The organism is Agrococcus jenensis (genome assembly GCF_003752465.1).
Taxonomy (GTDB): domain Bacteria; phylum Actinomycetota; class Actinomycetes; order Actinomycetales; family Microbacteriaceae; genus Agrococcus; species Agrococcus jenensis.
Genome location: NZ_RKHJ01000001.1, coordinates 2,561,327 through 2,581,358 on the forward strand (window position 1 = coordinate 2,561,327; position 20,032 = coordinate 2,581,358).

General features: G+C 72.3%; 15 protein-coding genes. 6 read left to right on the plus strand and 9 right to left on the minus strand.

Annotation, left to right across the window (positions count from 1 at the left end; genetic code table 11):
* Position 1: 1 nt before the first annotated feature.
* From dxs to dut, 5 genes are all read right to left on the minus strand, one after another.
* On the minus strand, positions 2-1,966 hold the full coding sequence (gene dxs, locus EDD26_RS12615) for a 1-deoxy-D-xylulose-5-phosphate synthase (RefSeq protein ID WP_123698027.1): 1,965 nt from the start codon (positions 1,964-1,966) through the stop codon (positions 2-4).
* A gap of 72 nt (positions 1,967-2,038) precedes the next feature.
* Complete coding sequence (locus EDD26_RS12620) at positions 2,039-4,882, minus strand: aconitate hydratase (RefSeq protein ID WP_211333865.1); 2,844 nt, start codon at positions 4,880-4,882, stop codon at positions 2,039-2,041.
* Positions 4,883-4,986: 104 nt separating this feature from the next.
* Entirely contained in the window at positions 4,987-5,763 is a 777-nt protein-coding gene (locus tag EDD26_RS12625; protein ID WP_123698029.1) for a DUF3159 domain-containing protein, read from the minus strand.
* Positions 5,763-6,362 carry a DUF3710 domain-containing protein gene (locus EDD26_RS12630; protein WP_123698030.1) on the minus strand — a complete coding sequence of 200 codons (600 nt, stop codon included), beginning with the start codon at positions 6,360-6,362 and terminating at the stop codon, positions 5,763-5,765. The genes EDD26_RS12625 and EDD26_RS12630 overlap by 1 nt, the downstream gene beginning before the upstream one ends.
* Complete coding sequence (gene dut / locus EDD26_RS12635) at positions 6,359-6,811, minus strand: dUTP diphosphatase (RefSeq protein ID WP_123698031.1); 453 nt, start codon at positions 6,809-6,811, stop codon at positions 6,359-6,361. Before dut ends, EDD26_RS12630 begins: the two co-directional genes overlap by 4 nt.
* Positions 6,812-6,879: 68 nt before the next feature.
* Between dut and EDD26_RS12640 the strand changes: the two genes are divergently transcribed.
* A complete protein-coding gene (locus tag EDD26_RS12640; RefSeq protein WP_123698032.1) occupies positions 6,880-7,353 on the plus strand; it encodes a DUF3093 domain-containing protein in 474 nt (157 codons plus the stop codon).
* An 82-nt stretch (positions 7,354-7,435) separates the two neighbouring features.
* Here the strand turns inward: EDD26_RS12640 and EDD26_RS12645 are convergent, their stop codons facing one another.
* On the minus strand, positions 7,436-7,726 hold the full coding sequence (locus EDD26_RS12645; RefSeq protein ID WP_123698033.1) for a DUF4193 domain-containing protein: 291 nt from the start codon (positions 7,724-7,726) through the stop codon (positions 7,436-7,438).
* Between the two features lie 226 nt (positions 7,727-7,952).
* Between EDD26_RS12645 and sepH the strand changes: the two genes are divergently transcribed.
* The 4 genes from sepH (at position 7,953) to EDD26_RS12665 (ending at position 12,848) form a co-directional block, all read left to right on the plus strand.
* Positions 7,953-9,206, plus strand: a complete 1,254-nt coding sequence (gene sepH / locus EDD26_RS12650; protein ID WP_170165636.1) for a septation protein SepH — start codon at positions 7,953-7,955, stop codon at positions 9,204-9,206.
* Between the two features lie 141 nt (positions 9,207-9,347).
* A complete protein-coding gene (locus EDD26_RS12655; protein WP_123698035.1) occupies positions 9,348-10,715 on the plus strand; it encodes an MFS transporter in 1,368 nt (455 codons plus the stop codon).
* 103 nt (positions 10,716-10,818) lie between these two features.
* On the plus strand, positions 10,819-11,733 hold the full coding sequence (locus EDD26_RS12660) for an NAD(P)-dependent oxidoreductase (RefSeq protein WP_123698036.1): 915 nt from the start codon (positions 10,819-10,821) through the stop codon (positions 11,731-11,733).
* On the plus strand, positions 11,733-12,848 hold the full coding sequence (locus tag EDD26_RS12665; RefSeq protein ID WP_123698037.1) for an alcohol dehydrogenase catalytic domain-containing protein: 1,116 nt from the start codon (positions 11,733-11,735) through the stop codon (positions 12,846-12,848). The genes EDD26_RS12660 and EDD26_RS12665 overlap by 1 nt, the downstream gene beginning before the upstream one ends.
* A 401-nt stretch (positions 12,849-13,249) precedes the next feature.
* Here the strand turns inward: EDD26_RS12665 and EDD26_RS12670 are convergent, their stop codons facing one another.
* On the minus strand, positions 13,250-14,332 hold the full coding sequence (locus tag EDD26_RS12670) for an alkaline phosphatase family protein (protein ID WP_123698038.1): 1,083 nt from the start codon (positions 14,330-14,332) through the stop codon (positions 13,250-13,252).
* A gap of 11 nt (positions 14,333-14,343) precedes the next feature.
* Between EDD26_RS12670 and EDD26_RS12675 the strand changes: the two genes are divergently transcribed.
* Complete coding sequence (locus EDD26_RS12675) at positions 14,344-16,791, plus strand: DNA gyrase/topoisomerase IV subunit A (RefSeq protein ID WP_123698039.1); 2,448 nt, start codon at positions 14,344-14,346, stop codon at positions 16,789-16,791.
* A 123-nt stretch (positions 16,792-16,914) separates the two neighbouring features.
* Here EDD26_RS12675 and EDD26_RS12680 read toward each other — a convergent pair whose 3' ends face one another.
* Positions 16,915-17,874 carry a polysaccharide deacetylase family protein gene (locus EDD26_RS12680; RefSeq protein ID WP_123698040.1) on the minus strand — a complete coding sequence of 320 codons (960 nt, stop codon included), beginning with the start codon at positions 17,872-17,874 and terminating at the stop codon, positions 16,915-16,917.
* Positions 17,875-17,926: 52 nt separating this feature from the next.
* Entirely contained in the window at positions 17,927-20,020 is a 2,094-nt protein-coding gene (locus tag EDD26_RS12685; protein ID WP_123698041.1) for a DNA gyrase/topoisomerase IV subunit B, read from the minus strand.
* Positions 20,021-20,032 lie beyond the last annotated feature (12 nt).

Below are 20,032 nucleotides of genomic sequence, written 5' to 3' on the forward strand. Positions count from 1 at the left end.
GTCAGTCGGCCGCGGGCTCCTGCACGCTCGCGTCCGACTCGAGCCGCAGCTCCTGCTCGTCCGGCAGCGGACGGGCGATCGGCACGCGGCCGGTGCCGAGCACCTGCTGGATGATGTTGCGAGCGATCACCTGGGCCGAGAGCCCGGCGTCCTCGAGGATCTCGCCGCGCTCCGCGTGGTCGATGAACGCATCCGGCAGGCCGAGCTCGTCGACCGGGGTGTCGACGCCGGCGGCACGCAGGTCCTGCCGCACGCGCGTGCCGATGCCGCCGACGCGGACGCCGTCCTCGAGCGTGATGACGATCCGGTGGTCGCGCGAGAGCTCGACGATCGACGCGGGCACCGGCACGACCCAGCGCGGGTCGACGACGGTGACGCCGATGCCCTGCGCCTGCACGCGCTGCGCGACATCCATCGCGAGGTGGGCGAACGCGCCGATGGCGATGAGCAGCACGTCGCGGTGCGGCGCCTCGAGCAGCACGTCGACGCCGTCGTCGGTGCGGCGGACCGCGTCGAGCTGGTTGGGCACCGAGCCCTTCGGGTAGCGGATGACGGTGGGCGCGTCGTCGACGGCGACCGCCTCGCGCAGCGCCTCCTCGAGCCGGGCCGCGTCGCGCGGTGCGGCGAGGCGGATGCCGGGCACGAACTGCAGCAGCGCGAGGTCCCACATGCCGTGGTGGCTCGGGCCGTCGGGGCCGGTCACGCCGGCGCGGTCGAGCACGAACGTCACACCCGCCTTGTGGAGCGCCACGTCCATGAGCACCTGGTCGAAGGCGCGGTTCACGAAGGTCGCGTAGATCGCGACGACCGGGTGCAGGCCGCCGAACGCGAGCCCCGCCGCCGTGGTCACGGCGTGCTGCTCGGCGATGCCGACGTCGAGCACGCGCGAGGCGTCGAGCGCCGCGAGCCGGTCGAGGCCCGTCGGGCGCAGCATCGCGGCGGTGATCCCGACCACCCGGTCGTCCTCGCGCGCGATCGAGACGAGCTCGTCGGCGAACACGCTGGTCCAGGACGGCCGACCGGCGCTCGCGATCGACTCCCCCGTCTCGGGGTCGATCTGCCCGACCGCGTGGAACTGGTCGGCCTCGTCGTTGATGGCCGGGTCGAAGCCCTGCCCCTTCTGCGTGATGACGTGCACGATGACGGGGGCGCCGAAGTCGCGCGCCTGCTGCATCGCCTCCTCGAGCGCCTCCTGGTCGTGCCCGTCGATGGGGCCGAGGTACTTGATGTCGAGGTTGGAGTAGAGCACCTCGTTGTTCACGAAGCGGGTGAGGAAGCCGTGGGTGGCGCCGCGGACGCCGCGGTAGACGGCCCTGCCCGGGTGCCCGAAGCGCGAGAACAGCCGCTCGGAGGTGCCGCGGAGGCTCGTGTACGAGCGCTGGGTGCGCACGCCGTTGAGGAAGCGCGCCATGCCGCCGATGGTCGGCGCGTAGGAGCGCCCGTTGTCGTTCACGACGATCACGAGGCGACGCCGGTTGTCGTCGGAGATGTTGTTGAGCGCCTCCCACGTCATGCCGCCGGTGAGGGCGCCGTCGCCGACCACCGCGACGACCGTGCGGTCGTGCTGGCCCGTGATGTCGAAGGCGCGGCTGATGCCGTCGGCCCACGACAGCGACGAGGAGGCGTGGCTCGACTCGACGATGTCGTGCTCGCTCTCGGCGCGCTGCGGGTAGCCGGCGAGGCCGCCCTTCTGGCGCAGCCGCGAGAAGTCCTGGCGGCCGGTGAGCAGCTTGTGCACGTACGACTGGTGGCCGGTGTCGAAGACGAAGGCGTCGCGGGGCGAGTCGAAGACGCGGTGCATGGCGAGCGTCAGCTCGACGACGCCGAGGTTGGGCCCCAGGTGCCCGCCGGTCCGCGAGACCTCGCGGATGAGGAACGCGCGGATCTCCGCCGCGAGCTCGACCAGCTGCTCGCGGGTGAGGCCGTCGAGGTCGCGCGGACCCGTGATCTGCTCGAGGATCGCCATAGGCCCACCATCGTAGTCGCCGCAACCAGGAAGGCCCCCTCCGTGGGAGGGGGCCTTCCTGTGCGCGTCGGCTCAGACGAGCGAGCGCAGCACGTACTGGAGGATGCCGCCGTTGCGGTAGTAGTCCGCCTCTCCGGGCGTGTCGATGCGGACGACCGCGTCGAACTCGACCGGCTGCTTGCCCTCGGGGCTGTGCGCCGTCGGGGTGGCGACCACGTGCACCGTCTTCGGGGTGACGCCCTCGTTGAGCTGCGTCAGGCCCGTGATCGAGATCTCCTCGGTGCCGTCGAGGCCGAGCGACTCCCAGGTCTCGCCGGCGGGGAACTGCAGCGGGACGACGCCCATGCCGATGAGGTTGGAGCGGTGGATGCGCTCGAACGACTCCACGATGACCGCCTTGACGCCCAGCAGGCTCGTGCCCTTGGCGGCCCAGTCGCGGCTCGAGCCCGAGCCGTACTCCTTGCCGCCGAGCACGACGAGCGGGGTGCTCTGCGCCTGGTAGTTCGCGGATGCGTCGTAGATGAACGACTGCGCGCCGTCGTCGGTCGTGAAGTCGCGCGTGTAGCCGCCCTCCACGCCGTCGAGCAGCAGGTTCTTCAGCCGGATGTTCGCGAACGTGCCGCGGATCATGACCTCGTGGTTGCCGCGGCGCGAGCCGTAGGAGTTGAAGTCCGGGCGCGCGACGCCGTGCTCCGTGAGGTACTGGCCCGCGGGGCTGTCGGCCTTGATGCTGCCGGCCGGCGAGATGTGGTCGGTCGTGACCGAGTCGCCGAGCTTCGCGAGCACGCGGGCGCCGGTGATGTCGGCGACCGGGGTCGTCTCCATCGTCATGCCGTCGAAGTACGGGGGCTTCCGCACGTACGTCGACGACGCATCCCACTCGAACACGTCACCAGCGGGCGTCGGCAGGTTCTGCCACCGCTCGTCGCCGTCGAAGACCGCGGCGTACTGGGTCGTGAACATCTCGGTGTCGATCGACGAGTCGATCGTCGCCTGCACCTCCTCGGCGGAGGGCCAGATGTCGGCGAGGAACACGTCCTGGCCGTCCTTGCCCTTGCCGAGCGGCTGGTGGTCGAAGTCGAAGTCCATCGTGCCGGCGAGCGCGTAGGCGATCACCAGCGGCGGCGACGCGAGGTAGTTCATCTTCACGTCGGGGTTGATGCGGCCCTCGAAGTTGCGGTTGCCCGAGAGCACGGCGGTGACGGCGAGGTCGTTGTCGTTCACCGACGCCGAGATCTCCTCCTTCAGCGGGCCCGAGTTGCCGATGCACGTCGTGCAGCCGTAGCCGACGAGGTAGAAGCCGAGCGACTCGAGGTCGCCCCACAGGCCGGCCTTCTCGTAGTAGTCGGTGACCACCTTCGAGCCCGGCGCCATCGTCGTCTTGACCCACGGCTTCGAGCTGAGGCCGCGCTCGACCGCGTTGCGCGCGAGCAGGCCCGCGGCGAGCATGACCGACGGGTTCGACGTGTTCGTGCACGACGTGATCGCCGCGATCGCCACGTGGCCGTGGTCGAGCTCGAAGGTCTCGCCATCGACCTCGACCTGCACGGGCTGCGAGATGCGCGACGGCGTCGGCGCCCCCACCGGCACGGCGGGCGTCGGCGCGACGAGCTCCTCGTCGGTGTCGGCCGAGAACGAGGCGGGGTCGGATGCCGGGAAGGTGTCCTCCACGGCCTCGTCGACGACGTCCTTCTCGGGGACCGGTGCCTGCTCGGGCGCCGTGGCGTAGTTCACCAGGTCGGCGGAGAACTGCTGCTTCGCGTTCGTCAGCTCGATGCGGTCCTGCGGGCGCTTCGGGCCGGCGATCGACGGCACGACCGTGGACAGGTCGAGCTCCATGTACTCCGAGAACGTCGGCTCTACCGCGGGGTCGTGCCAGAGGCCCTGCTGCTTCGAGTAGGCCTCGACGAGCGCGATCTGCTCCTCGGTGCGGCCGGTGAAGCGCAGGTAGTCGAGCGTGACGTCGTCGACCGGGAAGATCGCGGCGGTGGAGCCGAACTCCGGGCTCATGTTGCCGATCGTGGCGCGGTTCGCGAGCGGCACCGAGGCGACGCCCGTGCCGTAGAACTCGACGAACTTGCCGACCACGCCGTGCTTGCGGAGCATGTCGGTGATCGTGAGCACGACATCCGTGGCCGTGACGGCCGGGGGGATGGCGCCGGTGAGCTTGAAGCCGACGACCCGCGGGATGAGCATCGAGACGGGCTGGCCGAGCATGGCCGCCTCTGCCTCGATGCCGCCGACGCCCCAGCCGAGCACGCCGAGGCCGTTGACCATCGTGGTGTGCGAGTCGGTGCCGACGACGGTGTCGGGGTAGGCGGTGAGCTCGCCGCCGAAGGTGCGCGAGTAGGTGACCTTCGCGAGGTTCTCGATGTTCACCTGGTGCACGATGCCGGTGCCCGGGGGGACGACCTTGAAGTCGTCGAACGCCGTCTGGCCCCAGCGGAGGAACTGGTAGCGCTCGCCGTTGCGCTGGTACTCGATCTCGACGTTGCGCTCGAACGCGTCGGGCGTGCCGAAGAGGTCGGCGATGACGGAGTGGTCGATGACGAGCTCGGCGGGCGCGAGCGGGTTGATCTTCTTGGGGTCGCCGCCCAGCTCTGCGACGGCCTCGCGCATGGTGGCGAGGTCGACGATGCAGGGCACGCCGGTGAAGTCCTGCATGACGACGCGCGCCGGCGAGAACTGGATCTCGACGCTCGGGTCGGCGTCGGCGTCCCACGAGCCGAGGGCCTGGATCTGCTCGCGCGTGACGTTCGCGCCGTCCTCGGTGCGGAGCAGGTTCTCGAGCAGCACCTTGAGGCTGAACGGCAGCCGCTCGTGGCCTTCCACCGTGTCGATCCGGTACACCGTGTAATCGGTGCCGCCGACCGACAGCGTGTCCTTGCTGCCGAAGCTGTTCGGGTTCGCCATCATGACTCCTCAGGGGTCTCTGGGATGCGCTGACTGCGCCTCGAGTGTATGCCTCGTGCCGGCGTTCCGGTCGGCCTGAGGGCGAGATATCTTGACGTCAAGATATCTTATCGCGCGTCGGCCTCCGCCGCATCTGCGGGCGTGTCCAGCACGGCGCGCACCATGAGCCACGAGACCCAGAGCGCCGCGAGGTAGAGCGGCATCCCCATCGCGAGCTTCGTCGCGGCGAGCAGCTCGACCGCGCCCGGCGTGCCGGCATCGGCCGCGAAGTACATCGGCACCTGGACGACGAGGCGCAGCGCGATGACGGCGAGCCACAGGATGGTCGCCCGCCACGCCACCGCGCGCTTCGCGCTCTGGGTGCGCCACGCGTGGGGCGTGCCCGTGAGCGAGCCCGCGATGACGCCGACGAGCGGGCGGCGCAGCAGCATGCTCACGACGAGCACGGCGATGAGCATGCCGTTGACGGCGAAGCCCCAGAGGAAGTTGTCCTCGCCCTGGCCGGTGAGCAGCGCCACCGCGGCCGAGATGCCGACGCCGATGAGCCCGGCGAACGCGAGCACCGGCTGGCCCTTCTGCAGCACGCGCCAGGCGACGAAGCCCACCGAGACGGCGAGCGGCACGAGCACGGCGAGCCAGACGTCCTTCGTCGTGGCGTAGAGCACGAGGAAGAGGATGCCCGGCAGCAGCGACTCGACGAGGCCGCGGACGCCGCCCATCGCGGCGAGCATGGCGTTCCCGGAGGGGGGCGCGCTCGGGTCGAGGTGCCCGAGCGCCGAGCCGCGGATGGCGGCGCCGACCTGCTCCGAGAACGAGGGCTCCGGCTGGCTCGCAGGGTCGCGCGCCGGCTCGGACGATGCCGGCCGGCCGGGCTCGTCCGCCATCAGACGGTCTTCGGGGCGGAGAGCGGGATGAGCTCGCGCGGCGGCATCGGCTGCACGCCGCGGCAGACGACGGTCGAGCGGAACAGCTCGATCGCCTTCGCGGCCTCGTCGTCGTCGAGCGCCGCCTTGCCGCCGATGAGGCCCTGGAGCATCCAGCGCGGGCCGTCGACGCCGATGATGCGCACCGCGCGCGGCGCGCCGTCGGGGCCGGACTGCAGGCGCGCGAGCAGCTCTGGGCCGAGCTGGCCGTCGGCGTCCTCGACCGTCGCGCCCTGGCGCTCCAGCTGCGCGCGCAGCACCTCGCGCACGGGCGCCCAGATGCCCTCGCTGCGGGGCGCGGCGAACGGCTGGAGCTGCACCGTGGAGCCCTCGTGCTCGAGCGTGACCGCGACGATGCGCTTCGACTTCTCCTCGACCTCGAGCCGCATCTGCATGCCCGGGCGGGGCACGATGCGCAGCCCGCCGAGGTCGACGTAGGGGCGCACGGGCGCCTCGGACTCGTCGAGCGGGCCGATCTCGGCCCGGTCGTCCGGCGCGCTCTTCTCGACGAGCGCCTCGTCGTCGGGCAGCTGCTCCTGGCCCTCGGTGGTGTCGGTCATCGTGCGATCCCCTCTTGGACGGCGCCTCGGCCGGTCGATCCGTGCCCGCGCTCGCCCCGATCGGAGCCCGGCAGCCGCTCGACCTCGATGAAGCGCACGCGCTCGACGCGCTGCACGACGATCTGGGCGATGCGGTCCCCGGGCTCGATGCGGTGCGGTTCGGTGCCGGTGTTGAGCAGGTTCACCTTGATCTCGCCGCGGTATCCCGCGTCGACGGTGCCGGGCGCGTTCACGATCGTGATGCCGTGCTTGGCCGCGAGGCCGCTGCGCGGGTGCACGAACGCGGCGTAGCCGTCCGGCAGCGCGATCGCGACGCCCGTGCCGACGAGCGCGCGCTGGCCGGGTTCGAGCGTGACCGCCTCGGCGGCGTGGATGTCGGCACCGGCATCGCCAGGGTGCGCGTAGGACGGCACCGGCGATCCGGTGACGAGGACTTCTACCTGCTCCATCGCTGTCGAGGCTAGCCGAGCGGGCCGCCGGGCGGAAACGCGCACCGCGGGCACGGGATGATGGAGGCATGACCTCCGCCCCCTCGTACCGCGAGCGGCTCGGGCCGCCGTGGTGGATGCCCCTGCTCCTGCTGCTCATCGTGCCCGCCGCGCTGCTGGTGTTCCTGCCGGTCGACATCAACGTCGGGATCGCGGTCGCGATCGGGCTCTACGTCGCCGTGCTGGGCATCCTCTGGCTCGCGGCGCCCGTCGTCGAGGTGCAGGGCGGTGTGCTGCGGGCGGGACGGGCGCGGATCGACGTCGTGCACCTGGGCGCGGCGGATGCGCTCGAGGGCGCGGACGCGACGGCCGCGTTGCGCGGCGGCTGGGACCCCACCGACCACCACGTCATCTCGCCGTGGACGCGCTCGGTCGTGCGGGCGAGCGTGGAGGACCCGAGCGATCCGACCGGCGCGTGGGTCGTGAGCTCGCGGGACCCGCGACGCCTCGCTGCGGCGATCGAGGCGGCGCGCAGCACGCCTCGCGGCACCGCGGCCGCCTAGCGCCGACCCCTGCGCAGCAGGCCCCCGGACGCAGCGACGCCCGCCGCCAGCAGGCGACGGGCGTTGCGACGATCGGATCAGGTCAGTGGGCGCACTCGCGGCAGATCGGGCCGAGCTTCGTCTCGTGGTCGAACTGCAGGCGGTGCTTCACGAGGAAGCAGTTGACGCAGGTGAACTCGTCCTCCTGCGCCGGCAGCACCACGACGTCGAGCTCGACGTCGGCGAGGTCGGCCGCCGAGAGGTCGAAGCTGCCCGGGTTGTCGGCATCCTCGTCGGTCGAGACGCTCTTCGCGGGGACGCGCTCCTTGAGCGCCTCGATCGACTCGTTCTCGGTGTCGTCGGTCTTGCGCGGGGCGTCGTAATCGGTGGCCATGAAGGTGTCCTTGCTTGGGGTTGGAGCGGCGTCGGCGCACAGTCTGCACGAAACGGGACCGCATGGCAAATCAGATATCCCGTTCCGAGGCGCGCGGACGATGAGCGCCGTCATGCGTCCGTGCCCCACCCAGAACACGCGGCGCGCCCGCTCCATTCCCGCGCGGCGCCCCTGCAGCGTGGGATGCTGGCTCGATACCGACACCGCCAGGAAGGACCGACGAATCATGCAGCAGCTGAGCGTCATCGGCGTCGAGGACGACGTGCTCATCCTCGAGTCCGACTCCGGCGAGCGCTTCAGCGTGCCCGTCGAAGCACTGCCCGAGCGCAGGAAGCAGCCGAGCGCGATCCCCCACCGGGAGCGTAAGGCCACCCCCCGCGACATCCAGTCCCTCATCCGAGGCGGCATGACGGCCGAGCAGGTCGCCTCGTCGACCGGCGAGGAGCTCGCCTACATCGAGCGGTTCGAGGGCCCGGTGCTCGCCGAGCGCGCGCACGTGCTCGACTCCGCGCTCTCGATCCCGGTCGCCTCCGGCGACATCGACCCGCTCGCGCAGGAGACGACCTTCGGCGCGGCGATCGAGGAGCGGCTCGACGACCTGCGCGCCTCCGACCGCTCGTGGGCGTCGTGGAAGGACGCCGAGGGCGGCGCCTGGACCGTGCGCCTGCGCTTCACGACCGAGGGCATCCAGCACGAGGCGCTGTGGGGCTACGAGTCGAAGAAGGCCACGCTCACGCCGCGCAGCAAGGAGGCGATCTCGCTGAGCCAGTCGGGCGACGCGTCGAGCGTGCTCGTGCCGCGGCTGCGCGCGATCGACCGCCAGTCCCGTCCGTCCGCACCGGCAGGCGCACCCGCGCCGTCTGAGGCGGCACCCGCTGCGGGCTCCGCGCCGGCAGCGGGCTCCGCGCCGTCGCCGGCCGACGAGCCCGCTCCCCCGATCTCGCAGCGCGCGGCGACCGACACCGGCCGCTTCGACTCGGATGCCTTCCGCATCCAGCGCGGTGCGACGCGGTCGGCGCCCGCACCGGTCGAGCCCGGCATCGGCCTCGAGGACGCCGTCGCCTCCTCCGCCGCGGTCGAGAGCTCGGTCGACGAGCGCCGCGAGCCGACGAAGGCCGACAACCCGTGGCTCCGCCGTCGCGGCGGCGAGGTCGGCAGCCAGCCCGAGAACGTGCAGGCCGCTGCCATCAACCGGCCGGCTGCCTCGACGCAGCCCAACCACACGGCCGAGCTGCTGGACGCGTTGCGCCGTCGCCGGAGCGAGCGCGAGGCCGCGCTGCGCACGGCCGAGAGCGAGCCCGTCCGCTACGAGCCGGAGCCGGCGCAGGCCGAGCAGGCGGCAGAGCCCGAGCCCGAGGCGCAGCGTCCGCAGCGCGCCGCGGCGACCGGGCCCGTCGGCGGCCGCAAGCGCGGCTCGCGCGCGTCCATGCCGAGCTGGGACGAGATCGTGTTCGGCAGCCGCACGGACGACGACCGCTAGCCGCACCGCACGCAGTGCAGAGGGAGGGCCGCCCGATGGGCGCCCTCCCTCTGGCGTGTCGCGGGCACTCGCGTCCCACCTGAACGCTTCGTCATGTTAGATTCACCGCGCACAGTCCCGTGCACCTACAAGGAGGTAGGCATGACAGCATCCGCGCACGACACCACGCGCGACAACGACCGCAAGGGCCTGGGCCGGGTCGTCACCGCCGCCATGGCCGGCACGGTCGTCGAGTGGTACGAGTTCTTCCTGTACGCCACGGCGTCCACGATCGTCTTCAACCTGATCATGTTCCCCGCGAACGACGATCCGTACTTCCCCATCATCAGCGCGTTCCTGACCTACGCGGTCGGCTTCATCGCACGCCCGCTCGGCGGCATCGTCTTCGGCCACTTCGGCGACAAGTACGGCCGCAAGAAGATGCTGCAGTTCGCCATCATCCTGGTCGGCGTCGCCACGTTCCTCATGGGCTGCCTGCCCACGTTCGCGCAGATCGGCTACTGGGCACCCGCACTGCTCGTGCTGCTGCGCTTCGCGCAGGGCTTCGCGGTCGGCGGCGAGTGGGGCGGCGGCGTGCTGCTCGTCGCGGAGCACTCCCCCAACAAGGAGCGCGGCTTCTGGTCGTCGTTCCCGCAGGCCGCCGTGCCTGCCGGCAACCTCATCGCCACCGTCGTGCTGCTCGTGCTGCAGTGGACGCTCGACGACGAGGCGTTCCTCAGCTGGGGCTGGCGCGTCGCGTTCTGGCTCTCGGTCGTCATCGTCGCGGTGGGCTACTACATCCGCACGCGCGTCACCGATGCACCGATCTACCAGGCCGTCCGCGACGAGGTCGCGCAGTCGCAGGCGCAGTCCTACGGCGTGCTCGAGGTGCTCAAGCGCTACCCCAAGGGCGTGCTGACGGCCATGGGCCTGCGCTTCGCCGAGAACGTCCTCTACTACCTGGTCGTGACGTTCTCGATCGTGTACCTGCGGACCTACCTCGAGTACGACGTCTCGCGCATCCTCGGGCTCATGGCGATCGCGCACATCGCGCACTTCATCTTCGTGCCGATCGTGGGCAGGTTCACCGACCGGGTCGGGCGCAAGCCGATGTACCTCGCCGGCGTCCTGCTCGCCGCGACGTGGGGCTTCATCGCCTTCCCGATGTTCGAGACGGGCAGCGACATCGTCATCCTCTCGGCGATCATCCTCGGCCTGCTCTTCCACGCGCTCATGTACGCGGGCCAGCCCGCCATCATGGCCGAGCTGTTCCCGACGCGCATGCGCTACTCGGGCGTCTCGCTCGGCTACCAGGTGACGTCGATCGTCGCGGGCTCGCTCGCCCCGATCATCGCCACCGCGCTGCTGAGCCAGTTCGACAGCTACATCCCGGTCGCGATCTACATCGTCATCGCGTGCGTCATCACCCTCGTGGCGGTGCTCGCGCTCAAGGAGACGAAGGGCATCTCGCTCCACGACGTCGACGACATCGACCGCGAGCGACTGCTCGCCGAGAAGGGCACCCTCTGAGCATCGATCTCGATCGGTGATCGGGCGGGCGGCGGGGGCATCCTCGCCGCCCGTCCGCATCCCAGCAGATAGCGTTGCAGCACACCTACGGAAGGAATCGACGATGACGTCAATCGCCTGGATCGGACTCGGCAACATGGGCAGCCGGATGTCCTCCCACCTGGTCACCGCGGGTCACGACGTGCGCGGCTACGACGTCGTGGACGCGCTGCGCGACGGCGCTGCGGAGCATGGCATCACGCCCGTCGGCTCGATCGCCGAGGCGGTGGAGGGCGCCGAGGTCGTCATCCTCAGCCTCCCGAAGGGCGAGCACGTGCGGCAGGTGCTCGAGAGCGACGGCGGCGTCTTCGCGCACGCCGCGCCCGGCACGCTCATCCTCGACACGTCGACCGTTGACATCGAGACCTCGCAGTGGTGCCACGGCCAGGCCGGCTCCCGCGGGTTCCGCTTCGTCGACGCACCGGTCTCGGGCGGCACGCAGGGCGCGCAGGCCGGCACCCTCACCTTCATGCTCGGCGGCATCGAGGACGACGTCGCCGACGCGAAGGAGATCGTCACGCCGATGGCGGGCAACGTCTTCGCCGTCGGCGAGGCGACGCACGGCATCGCCGCGAAGCTCGTGAACAACATGATGCTCGGCATCTCGATCCTCGCGATGTCCGAGGGCTCGCAGCTCGCGCAGCAGCTCGGGCTCGACCCGCAGGCGTTCTTCGACGTCGCCCGGGTGTCGTCCGGTGACTCGTGGGCGCTGCGCACCTGGTACCCCGTGCCTGGGATCGTGCCGGGCGCCGCATCCAACGACAACTTCGACGCGTCGTTCTCGGCGATGCTCTGCCACAAGGACGTCACGCTCGCCGTCGCGGGCGCGGAGCAGACGGGCGTGCACGTGCCAGCCGCGACGCTCATCCGCGATCAGCTGCAGCGGCTGCTCGACGACGGGCTCGGCGGCAAGGACTGCACGCTCGTCGTGCGCGAGGCGAGCCCCGACGGCACCGTGCAGGGCTGGGACGGCAACTGATGCGGATCCGCGGCGCGGTGCTCCGCTCGATCGGCGCCGAGCGGCCATTCGCCGCGTCCCGGCCGCTCGAGCTCGTCGACCTCGAGCTCGACGCGCCGGGCCCCGGCGAGCTGCTCGTCCGCATCGAGGCGGCGGGGCTGTGCCACAGCGACCTCTCGGTCGTCGACGGCGCCCGGCCGCGGCCGGTGCCGATGCTGCTCGGCCACGAGGCGGCGGGCATCGTCGAGGCGATCGGCGCCGGCGTCGACGACGTCGCGGTCGGCGATCGCGTCGTCACGACCTTCCTGCCGCGCTGCGGCGAGTGCGCCGCGTGCGCGACGGACGGCAGGCTGCCGTGCGAGCGAGGCTCGGCGTCGAACGGCGCCGGCGAGCTGCTCGGCGGCGGGCGACGCCTGCACGAGGGCTCCGGCGCCTCGGCCTCCGACGTGCATCACCACCTGGGCGTCTCGGCCTTCGCGACGCACGCGGTGCTCGACCGGCGCTCGGTCGTGCCCGTCGGCGCGGATGTGCCGCCCGCGGTCGCCGCGGTGCTCGGCTGCGCGATGCTGACCGGTGGCGGCGCGGTCATCAACGCGGGGAAGCCGCGCGAGGGCGACGACATCGTCATCGTCGGGCTCGGCGGCGTCGGCATGGCTGCGCTGCTCGCGGCGGTCTCGCTCGGCGTCGGCCGCGTGATCGGCATCGACGCCGTGCCGGCCAAGCTCGAGACGGCGCTCGCGCTGGGCGCCGACGTGGCGCTCTCCCCCGACGATGCGATCGCGCAAGGGCTGCGAGCACCTGTGGTCGTCGAGGCGGCCGGGCACCCCAAGGCGTTCGAGACGGCGTTCGCGCTCACCGCCGCTGGCGGCACGACGGTGACCGTCGGGCTCCCGCGTGCCGATGCGCGGTCGTCGCTGTCGCCGCTGACGTTCACCGCGGAGGCGCGCACCGTGATCGGCTCGTACCTCGGCTCCGCGGTGCCGGCGCGCGACATCCCGCGCTATGAGCAGCTCTGGCGCGAGGGCAGGCTCCCCGTCGAGGCGCTCGTGACGAGCGAGATCGAGCTCGACGGGCTCAACGAGGCGCTCGACACGCTCGCGGACGGGAAGGCGATCCGCCAGGTCGTCCGCTTCTAGCCCGAGCCAGCCTCAGGCCCGCGCCATGCGCGCCGAGTGGTCACGACGCGCCGCAGCAGGGATGCCGGGTGGTCACGACACGCCGCGGGGCGCGCAGCCGCACGGCGCGTCCTGACCACCCGGCGCCGACCACCCCGCGCCGGTCGCCCGGACGGGCGTGGGTCAGCGGCGGCGCGACGAGCCCCGTCCGCTGTTCCGGTCGCGGCGCTCGCCGATCTTGCGGGCGACGAACCCGACGAGGGCGGTGGCGACGGTCGTGATGATCCACCTGCGCATGGTGGGTTCCTCTCCTGAGAGCTGTCCCGGGCTGTGGGCCCGGCTGGCCGACCCGGGCCGTTCGACCCAGGTGCAGGGCAATCCTGTACCCCGCTCCTGGACGTCGGATCAACGGGCCCGAGCGGTCAGGCGAAGGCGCCGAAGCGGCGCAGCGGCACGCGGAGCTCGTCGGGCGTGAGCGAGCCGTGCTGGCCGACCATGCCGCGGCCCGGGTCGTCGGCGTCGAGGTAGATGGCGGTGCGACCCCGCACCGCGACGAAGACGTCGCCGAGGCGCGGCGCCACCTCGGGGTGCACCTCGCCGAGCCAGCCGGCGTCGACGACCTCCTGCCGGGTCGCCACCCACGCGCCGTCGCCGAGCCAGGCACGCCATGCCTCGGCCACCGCATCCGCGTCGGTGTCGTCGTCGACGTGCAGCTGCAGGCAGCGCGGCTCCCCCGCGACGTGCGCCAGCCCGGCGAGCAGCTCGGGCGGCGCGATCCGCTGCCCGGATGCGTCGACGTCGACCATGCCGTGATCGGCCGTGACGATGAGGCCGACGTCGCGCCGCAGCGAGGCGGCGAGCTGCGCCGTGAGCCCGTCGACCTCCTCGAGCGCGTCGGTCCAGGCCGGGCTCTGCCAGCCGCGATCGTGGCCGGCCCGGTCGAGCTCGGGCACGTAGAGGTAGACGAGCGCCCGCTCGCGGGCCGCCTGCTCGGCGAGCGCGAAGCGCTCGGCCATCGTGCGGCCGCCGCGGTACGCCGCACCGCGCAGCACGGCGTTCGTGAAGCCGCCGGCTGCGTGCCTCGGCTCCCCGATCGCGATCGACGTCGTCGACTCGAAGAGCGTGGGCCGTCGCTGCCAGTGCGCCGGGTCCATCGGCCCGCCCCAGTCGCGCAGCTGGTTGCGCACGCCGGCGCCCGGCACGAGCGCGTCGTAGCCGACGATCCCGTGCTCGCCCGCGAGCGCACCGGTGGTGAGCGACGCGAGCGCCACCGCCGTGGTGGAGGGGAAGCCGGCATCGAGCGAGCCGCCGGGGGCGCCGGCGAGCGTGCGTGCGTGGCCGGCGCGCTGCCCGAGCTGCGATGCGCCGAGCCCGTCGACGAGCAGCACGACCGCCCCGGCGACCCTCGGCAGGCCGAGGGGGTTCTGCTCGCCGCGCATCGCGAGCGACGAGCTCGCCAGAACGTCGGCAAGGCTCCGGGATCCGGGCACTCGCGTCGGTAGCATTCCGTCAGCCTATGACTGCCTCGCCTCCTCCCCCGCCCTCGGACATCCCGGTCGCCGAGCGCATCGATGACATCGATGTCGCCGCGGAGATGCAGGACTCGTTCCTCGAGTACGCCTACTCGGTCATCTACGCCCGCGCGCTCCCGGACGCCCGCGACGGCCTGAAGCCGGTGCAGCGGCGCATCCTCTTCCAGATGTCGGAGATGGGCCTGCGCCCCGAGCGCGGCCATGTCAAGTGCGCGCGCGTCGTCGGCGACGTCATGGGCAAGCTGCACCCGCACGGCGACTCGGCCATCTACGACGCGCTCGTGCGCCTCGCGCAGGACTTCAGCCTGCGGCTGCCGCTCGTCGACGGCCACGGCAACTTCGGCTCGCTCGACGACGGCCCCGCCGCTGCCCGCTACACCGAGGCGCGGCTCGCGGCCGCCGGCCTCTCGCTCACCGAGGGGCTCGACGAGGACGTCGTCGACTTCATCCCGAACTACGACAACTCCTACCAGCAGCCCGACGTGCTGCCGGCCTCCTATCCGAACCTGCTCGTCAACGGCGCGAGCGGCATCGCGGTGGGCATGGCGACGAACATGGCGCCGCACAACCTCGTCGAGGTCGTGCAGGCGGCGAAGCACCTGCTCGCCCTCCCGCAGGCGACCACCGCCGACCTCATGCGGCACGTCCCGGGGCCTGACCTGCCCGGCGGCGGCATCATCGTCGGGCTCGACGGCGTGCGCGAGGCGTACGAGAGCGGCAGGGGCAGCTTCCGCACGCGCGCTCGGGCGTCGATCGAGCGCCACGGCCGCAAGACGCAGATCGTCTTCACCGAGCTGCCCTACCTCGTCGGACCCGAGCGCGTGATCGACAAGATCAAGGCCGGCGTGCTGGCGAAGAAGCTGCAGGGCCTCTCCGACGTGCAGGACCTCACCGACCGCAAGCACGGCCTCCGCCTCGTGGTGGGCGTCAAGACCGGCTTCGACCCGGATGCGGTGCTGCAGCAGCTCTACCGCCAGACGCCGCTCGAGGACGGCTTCTCGATCAACAACGTCGCGCTCGTGAAGGGCGTGCCCGAGACGCTCGGCCTCAAGGACCTGCTGCGCGTCTACCTCGACCACCGGGTCGGCGTCGTGCGCCGGCGCAGCGAGTTCCGGCTGCGGAAGCGCCGCGAGCGGCTGCACCTCGTCGAGGGCCTGCTCATCGCGATCCTCGACATCGACGAGGTCATCCAGGTCATCCGCTCCTCGGACGACGGCGAGCAGGCGCGCGCCCGGCTGCAGGACGTCTTCGACCTCTCGGAGCCGCAGGCCGAGTACATCCTCGAGCTGCGGCTGCGGCGGCTCACGAAGTTCAGCCGCATCGAGCTCGAGGCCGAGCGCGACGAGCTGCTCGCGCAGATCGCCGAGCTCGAGCGCATCCTCGGCACGGAGGCCGCGCTGCACGAGCTCGTCGCGAGCGAGCTCGACGAGGTCGCCGAGCGCTTCGGCACGCCGCGCCGGTCGCTGCTGACCGAGGCGAACGGGCAGCCCACCTCGGGCCGCGCGTCAGCGGCGAAGGTCGCGGCGAGCCTGGAGATCGCGGATGCGCCGACGCGCGTGCTGCTCTCGGCGACCGGCCGCGTCGTGCGCGTCGACGGCGAGGAGCCGATCCCCGCGCCCGCCCGCCGCAGCCGCCACGACGCGATCCGCTCGAGCGTCCCGACGACCACCCGCGGCACGTTCGGGCTCGTCACCTCCTCGGGCGCCGTGCTGCGGCTCACGCCCGCCGACCTGCCGTCGGTGCCGCCCGCATCCATCGGCCTGACCGCCGGCATCAAGGTGCGCGACCTCGGCGCCTTCGAGCGCGGCGAGGACGCGGTCGCGCTCATCGACCTCGCGAGCGACGCGCCGTGGCTCGTCGCCACCGCCCAGGGCACGGTCAAGCGCATCCGCCCCACCGAGCTGCGGGACCGCGACCGCGAGCCGGTCATTGCGCTCAAGGCCGGCGATCGCGTCATCGGCGTCGCGCCGGCGCCCGACGACGACTGGATCGTGCTCATCACGAGCGACGCGCAGCTGCTGCGCTTCCCCGCGGGCCAGGTGAACCCGCAGGGGCCGGGTGCCGCGGGCATGAAGGGCATCGGGCTCAAGGCCGGCGCCGCGGTGCGCTTCGCCGGCGTCGTCGCCGACGACGCCGAGGTCGTGACGGTCACCGAGCCGGCCGAGACGCTCGCGGGCCTCGACGAGCCCCGCGCGAAGGTCTCCGACCTCGCCGAGTTCCCGCCGAAGGGCCGCGGCACGGGCGGTGTGCAGGCGCACCGGCTGCTGAAGGGCGAGGCCGGGCTCGCCGTGGCGTGGGCCGGCCCGTCGCCGCTCGCGGTCGGCACCGACGGGTCGCAGCGCCAGCTGCCGCCGGGTGGTGCGTCCCGTGCGGGCTCGGGCGTCTCGGTCGACGGCGCGATCGGCGCGATCGGCTCCCGCCTCGGCGACTGACCGGGCCGCGAGTCCGCCGCCCTGGAGCGCGCGAACTTCCCTCAACCGCGGGTTTCCGCGTTCGAAACCCGCGGTTCGGGGAAGCTCGCCGGATCTGGTCGCGGCGTCAGGCGGCGGAGACCGTCAGCCGACGAGGCCGCCGAGGCCGACGAAGCCGTAGCCGAGCGCCCGCAGCTCCTGGATGATGCGCGGCAGCGCGTTCGCATCGAGCGTCGAGCCGTCGTCAGGGTTGGCCCCCACGTGCATGAGCACGATGTGGCCGGGCACCGCGGTGCGCACGACGCGGTCGACGACCTCGTCGACGCTCAGCCCGCCGCTCGTGCCCTTCCACCCGAGCGAGTCGATGCTCCAGCGGATCGGCAGGTAGCCCGCGTCGTTGACGACGCGGATGTCGTGCTCGGTGCGGGCGCCGAAGGGGAAGCGGAAGAGCGGCATCGTCGGCGCACCGGTCGCGGCGACGATCGACGCCTCCGCGGCGGCGAGGTCGGCGCGGATGCGGTCGTCCGACAGGCTCTCGTACGCGAGGTGGCGGTCGCTGTGGTTCCCCACCGCGTGGCCGGCGTCGGCGATCTCGCGGAGGCGCTCCGGGTACATGCGGGCGAACGCCCCCGTCACGAAGAAGGTCGCCGGCACGTCCTGCTCGTCGAGCGTCTCGAGGATCGCGCTGACGCCGCGGTCCGAGCTGCCGGCGTCGAAGGTGAGCGCGACCACGGCGCGGCCGTCGGGGATCCGCTCGAGATCGACGCCGCGCCAAGCCGACGGGAGCCCCGGCTGCGGCCCCGGCGGGGGCGGCGCCGGCGTGGGACGCGGCTGCTGCGTGGACGGCGATGTCGGCGGGGCAGTAGGCGACGGCGGCGGATCGACCGAGGGCGCCGCCGTGGCGGGCGGTCCCATCGTGGGCGGGGCGGATGCGGGGTCGGGCGACGGCGCCCCGGTCGCGCCGGGGAGCGGCTCGGCGGAGGACGTCGGCCCGGCGGAGGGCGGCGCGGAGGTCGCGTCGCCCGGCCCCGGGGCACCGCACGCCACGAGCGCCAGGCTCGCGATCAGCGCGAGCCCGGCCAGGACGCGACGCGCCGCTCGCATGCCGCCAGTATGCGCTCGACCGCCGAGCGTCGGAACCCCCGCCGGGTCACGATCAGGCGTCGATGCGCTCGCGGTCGACCTGCGAGGTGACGATGAGCTCGCGGCGCGGGGCGACCTCGTTGCCCATGAGCAGCTCGAAGATCTCGAGCGCTCGCTCGGCGTCGTTGATCGTGACGCGGCGCAGCGTGCGACGGCTGCGGTCCATCGTCGTCTCGGCGAGCTGGTCGGCGTCCATCTCGCCGAGGCCCTTGTAGCGCTGCGGCGGCTCGTGCCAGGTCTTGCCGGCCTTCTTCAGCCGCGTGAGCGTGCGGTGCAGCTCGGCGTCGGAGTAGGTGTAGACGGCCTCGTCGGGCTTGCCGCGGTGCTTGACGAGCACGCGGTGCAGCGGCGGCACGGCCGCGTAGACGCGACCCTCCTCGATGAGCGGGCGCATGTAGCGGTGGATGAGCGTGAGCAGCAGCGTGCGGATGTGCGCGCCGTCGACATCGGCGTCCGACAGCATGATGATCTTGCCGTAGCGCGCGGCCGAGAGGTCGAACGAGCGGCCGGAGCCGGCGCCGATCGACTGGATGATCGCCGCGCACTCGGCGTTCGAGAGCATGTCGGCGATCGACGCCTTCTGCACGTTGAGGATCTTGCCGCGGATGGGCAGGATCGCCTGGAACTCGCTATCGCGCGCGGGCTTCGCCGTGCCGAGCGCGCTGTCGCCCTCGACGATGAACAGCTCGGTCTGCGCGACGTCGTTCGAGCGGCAGTCGACCAGCTTCACGGGCAGCGAGGACGACTCGAGGGCCGTCTTGCGGCGCGCGGTCTCCTTGAGCGAGCGCGCCGAGATGCGCGCCTTCATCTCGTTGACGACCTTCTCGAGCAGCGCCGCCGCCTGCGCCTTCTCGTCCCGCTTCGACGAGGTGAGGATCGCGCCGAGCTCGCGCGCGACCACCTGCGCGACGATCTGGCGCACGGCGGGCGTGCCGAGCACCTCCTTCGTCTGCCCCTCGAACTGCGGCTCGGGCAGGCGCACCGTCACGACGGCGGTGAGGCCGGCGAGGGCGTCGTCCTTCTCGATCCTGTCGTTGCCCGCCTTGAGCTTGCGGGCATTCGCGGCGACCTGGTCGCGGATCAGCTTGAGCAGCGACTGCTCGAAGCCGGCGAGGTGCGAGCCGCCCTTCGGCGTGGAGATGATGTTGACGTAGGTCTGGACGACCGTGTCGTAGCCGGTGCCCCAGCGCAGGGCGATGTCGACCTCGCACGTGCGGTCGACCTCGCGGGTGACCATGTGGCCGGTCTCCTCGTCGAGCACCGGGATCGTCTCCTGGAAGTCGCCCTCGCCGGTGAGCCGCCAGGTGGCGGTGAGCGCCGGGTCGGGCGCGAGGTACTCCGCGAACTCGCTGAGCCCGCCGTCGTACCTGAAGTCGTGCACGACGCGCTCGTCGGCGCGGTCGTCGATGATCTGGATCGCGAGCCCCGGCACGAGGAACGCGGTCTGGCGCGCGCGGCGGGCGAGCTCGTCCGCGAGGAACTCGGCGCCCTTCGTGAACACCTGCGGGTCTGCCCAGTAGCGCACGCGGGTGCCGGTCACGCCCTTCGCGACCTTGCCGACCTTGCGCAGCCGCGACGCATCCGTGAACGGCAGGAACGTGGCGCCGGGCGACGGCTCGCCCTCGTCGAGGAACTCGCCGGGCTCGCCGCGGTGGAACGACATCGCCCAGGTGGCGCCGTCGCGGTCGACCTCGACGTCGAGGCGCTCGGAGAGGGCGTTGACGACGGATGCGCCGACGCCGTGGAGGCCGCCGGACGACTTGTAGGCGCCGCCGCCGAACTTGCCGCCCGCGTGCAGCTTCGTGAAGATCACCTCGACGCCGGTGAGGCCGGTGCGCGGCTCGACGTCGATCGGCAGGCCGCGCGCGCGGTCACGCACCTCGACGGAGCCGTCGGCGTGCAGCACGACCGTGATCTCGTCGCCGTGGCCGCCGAGCGCCTCGTCCACCGAGTTGTCGATGATCTCCCACAGGCAGTGCATGAGGCCGCGCGAGTCGGTCGAGCCGATGTACATGCCCGGGCGCTTGCGCACCGCCTCGAGCCCCTCGAGGACCGTCAGGTGCCGTGCCGAGTAGTCGGATGCCGCGGCTGCCAACCGATCCCCCATTCCTGCGTGCGC

Coding starts and splice junctions, on each gene's coding strand:
- dxs (WP_123698027.1), bottom strand. CDS start 1,966: ATGGCGATCCTCGAGCAGATCACGGGTCCGCGCGACCTCGACGGCCTC.
- EDD26_RS12620 (WP_211333865.1), bottom strand. CDS start 4,882: ATGATGGCGAACCCGAACAGCTTCGGCAGCAAGGACACGCTGTCGGTC.
- EDD26_RS12625 (WP_123698029.1), bottom strand. CDS start 5,763: ATGGCGGACGAGCCCGGCCGGCCGGCATCGTCCGAGCCGGCGCGCGAC.
- EDD26_RS12630 (WP_123698030.1), bottom strand. CDS start 6,362: ATGACCGACACCACCGAGGGCCAGGAGCAGCTGCCCGACGACGAGGCG.
- dut (WP_123698031.1), bottom strand. CDS start 6,811: ATGGAGCAGGTAGAAGTCCTCGTCACCGGATCGCCGGTGCCGTCCTAC.
- EDD26_RS12640 (WP_123698032.1), top strand. CDS start 6,880: ATGACCTCCGCCCCCTCGTACCGCGAGCGGCTCGGGCCGCCGTGGTGG.
- EDD26_RS12645 (WP_123698033.1), bottom strand. CDS start 7,726: ATGGCCACCGATTACGACGCCCCGCGCAAGACCGACGACACCGAGAAC.
- sepH (WP_170165636.1), top strand. CDS start 7,953: ATGCAGCAGCTGAGCGTCATCGGCGTCGAGGACGACGTGCTCATCCTC.
- EDD26_RS12655 (WP_123698035.1), top strand. CDS start 9,348: ATGACAGCATCCGCGCACGACACCACGCGCGACAACGACCGCAAGGGC.
- EDD26_RS12660 (WP_123698036.1), top strand. CDS start 10,819: ATGACGTCAATCGCCTGGATCGGACTCGGCAACATGGGCAGCCGGATG.
- EDD26_RS12665 (WP_123698037.1), top strand. CDS start 11,733: ATGCGGATCCGCGGCGCGGTGCTCCGCTCGATCGGCGCCGAGCGGCCA.
- EDD26_RS12670 (WP_123698038.1), bottom strand. CDS start 14,332: ATGCTACCGACGCGAGTGCCCGGATCCCGGAGCCTTGCCGACGTTCTG.
- EDD26_RS12675 (WP_123698039.1), top strand. CDS start 14,344: ATGACTGCCTCGCCTCCTCCCCCGCCCTCGGACATCCCGGTCGCCGAG.
- EDD26_RS12680 (WP_123698040.1), bottom strand. CDS start 17,874: ATGCGAGCGGCGCGTCGCGTCCTGGCCGGGCTCGCGCTGATCGCGAGC.
- EDD26_RS12685 (WP_123698041.1), bottom strand. CDS start 20,020: ATGGGGGATCGGTTGGCAGCCGCGGCATCCGACTACTCGGCACGGCAC.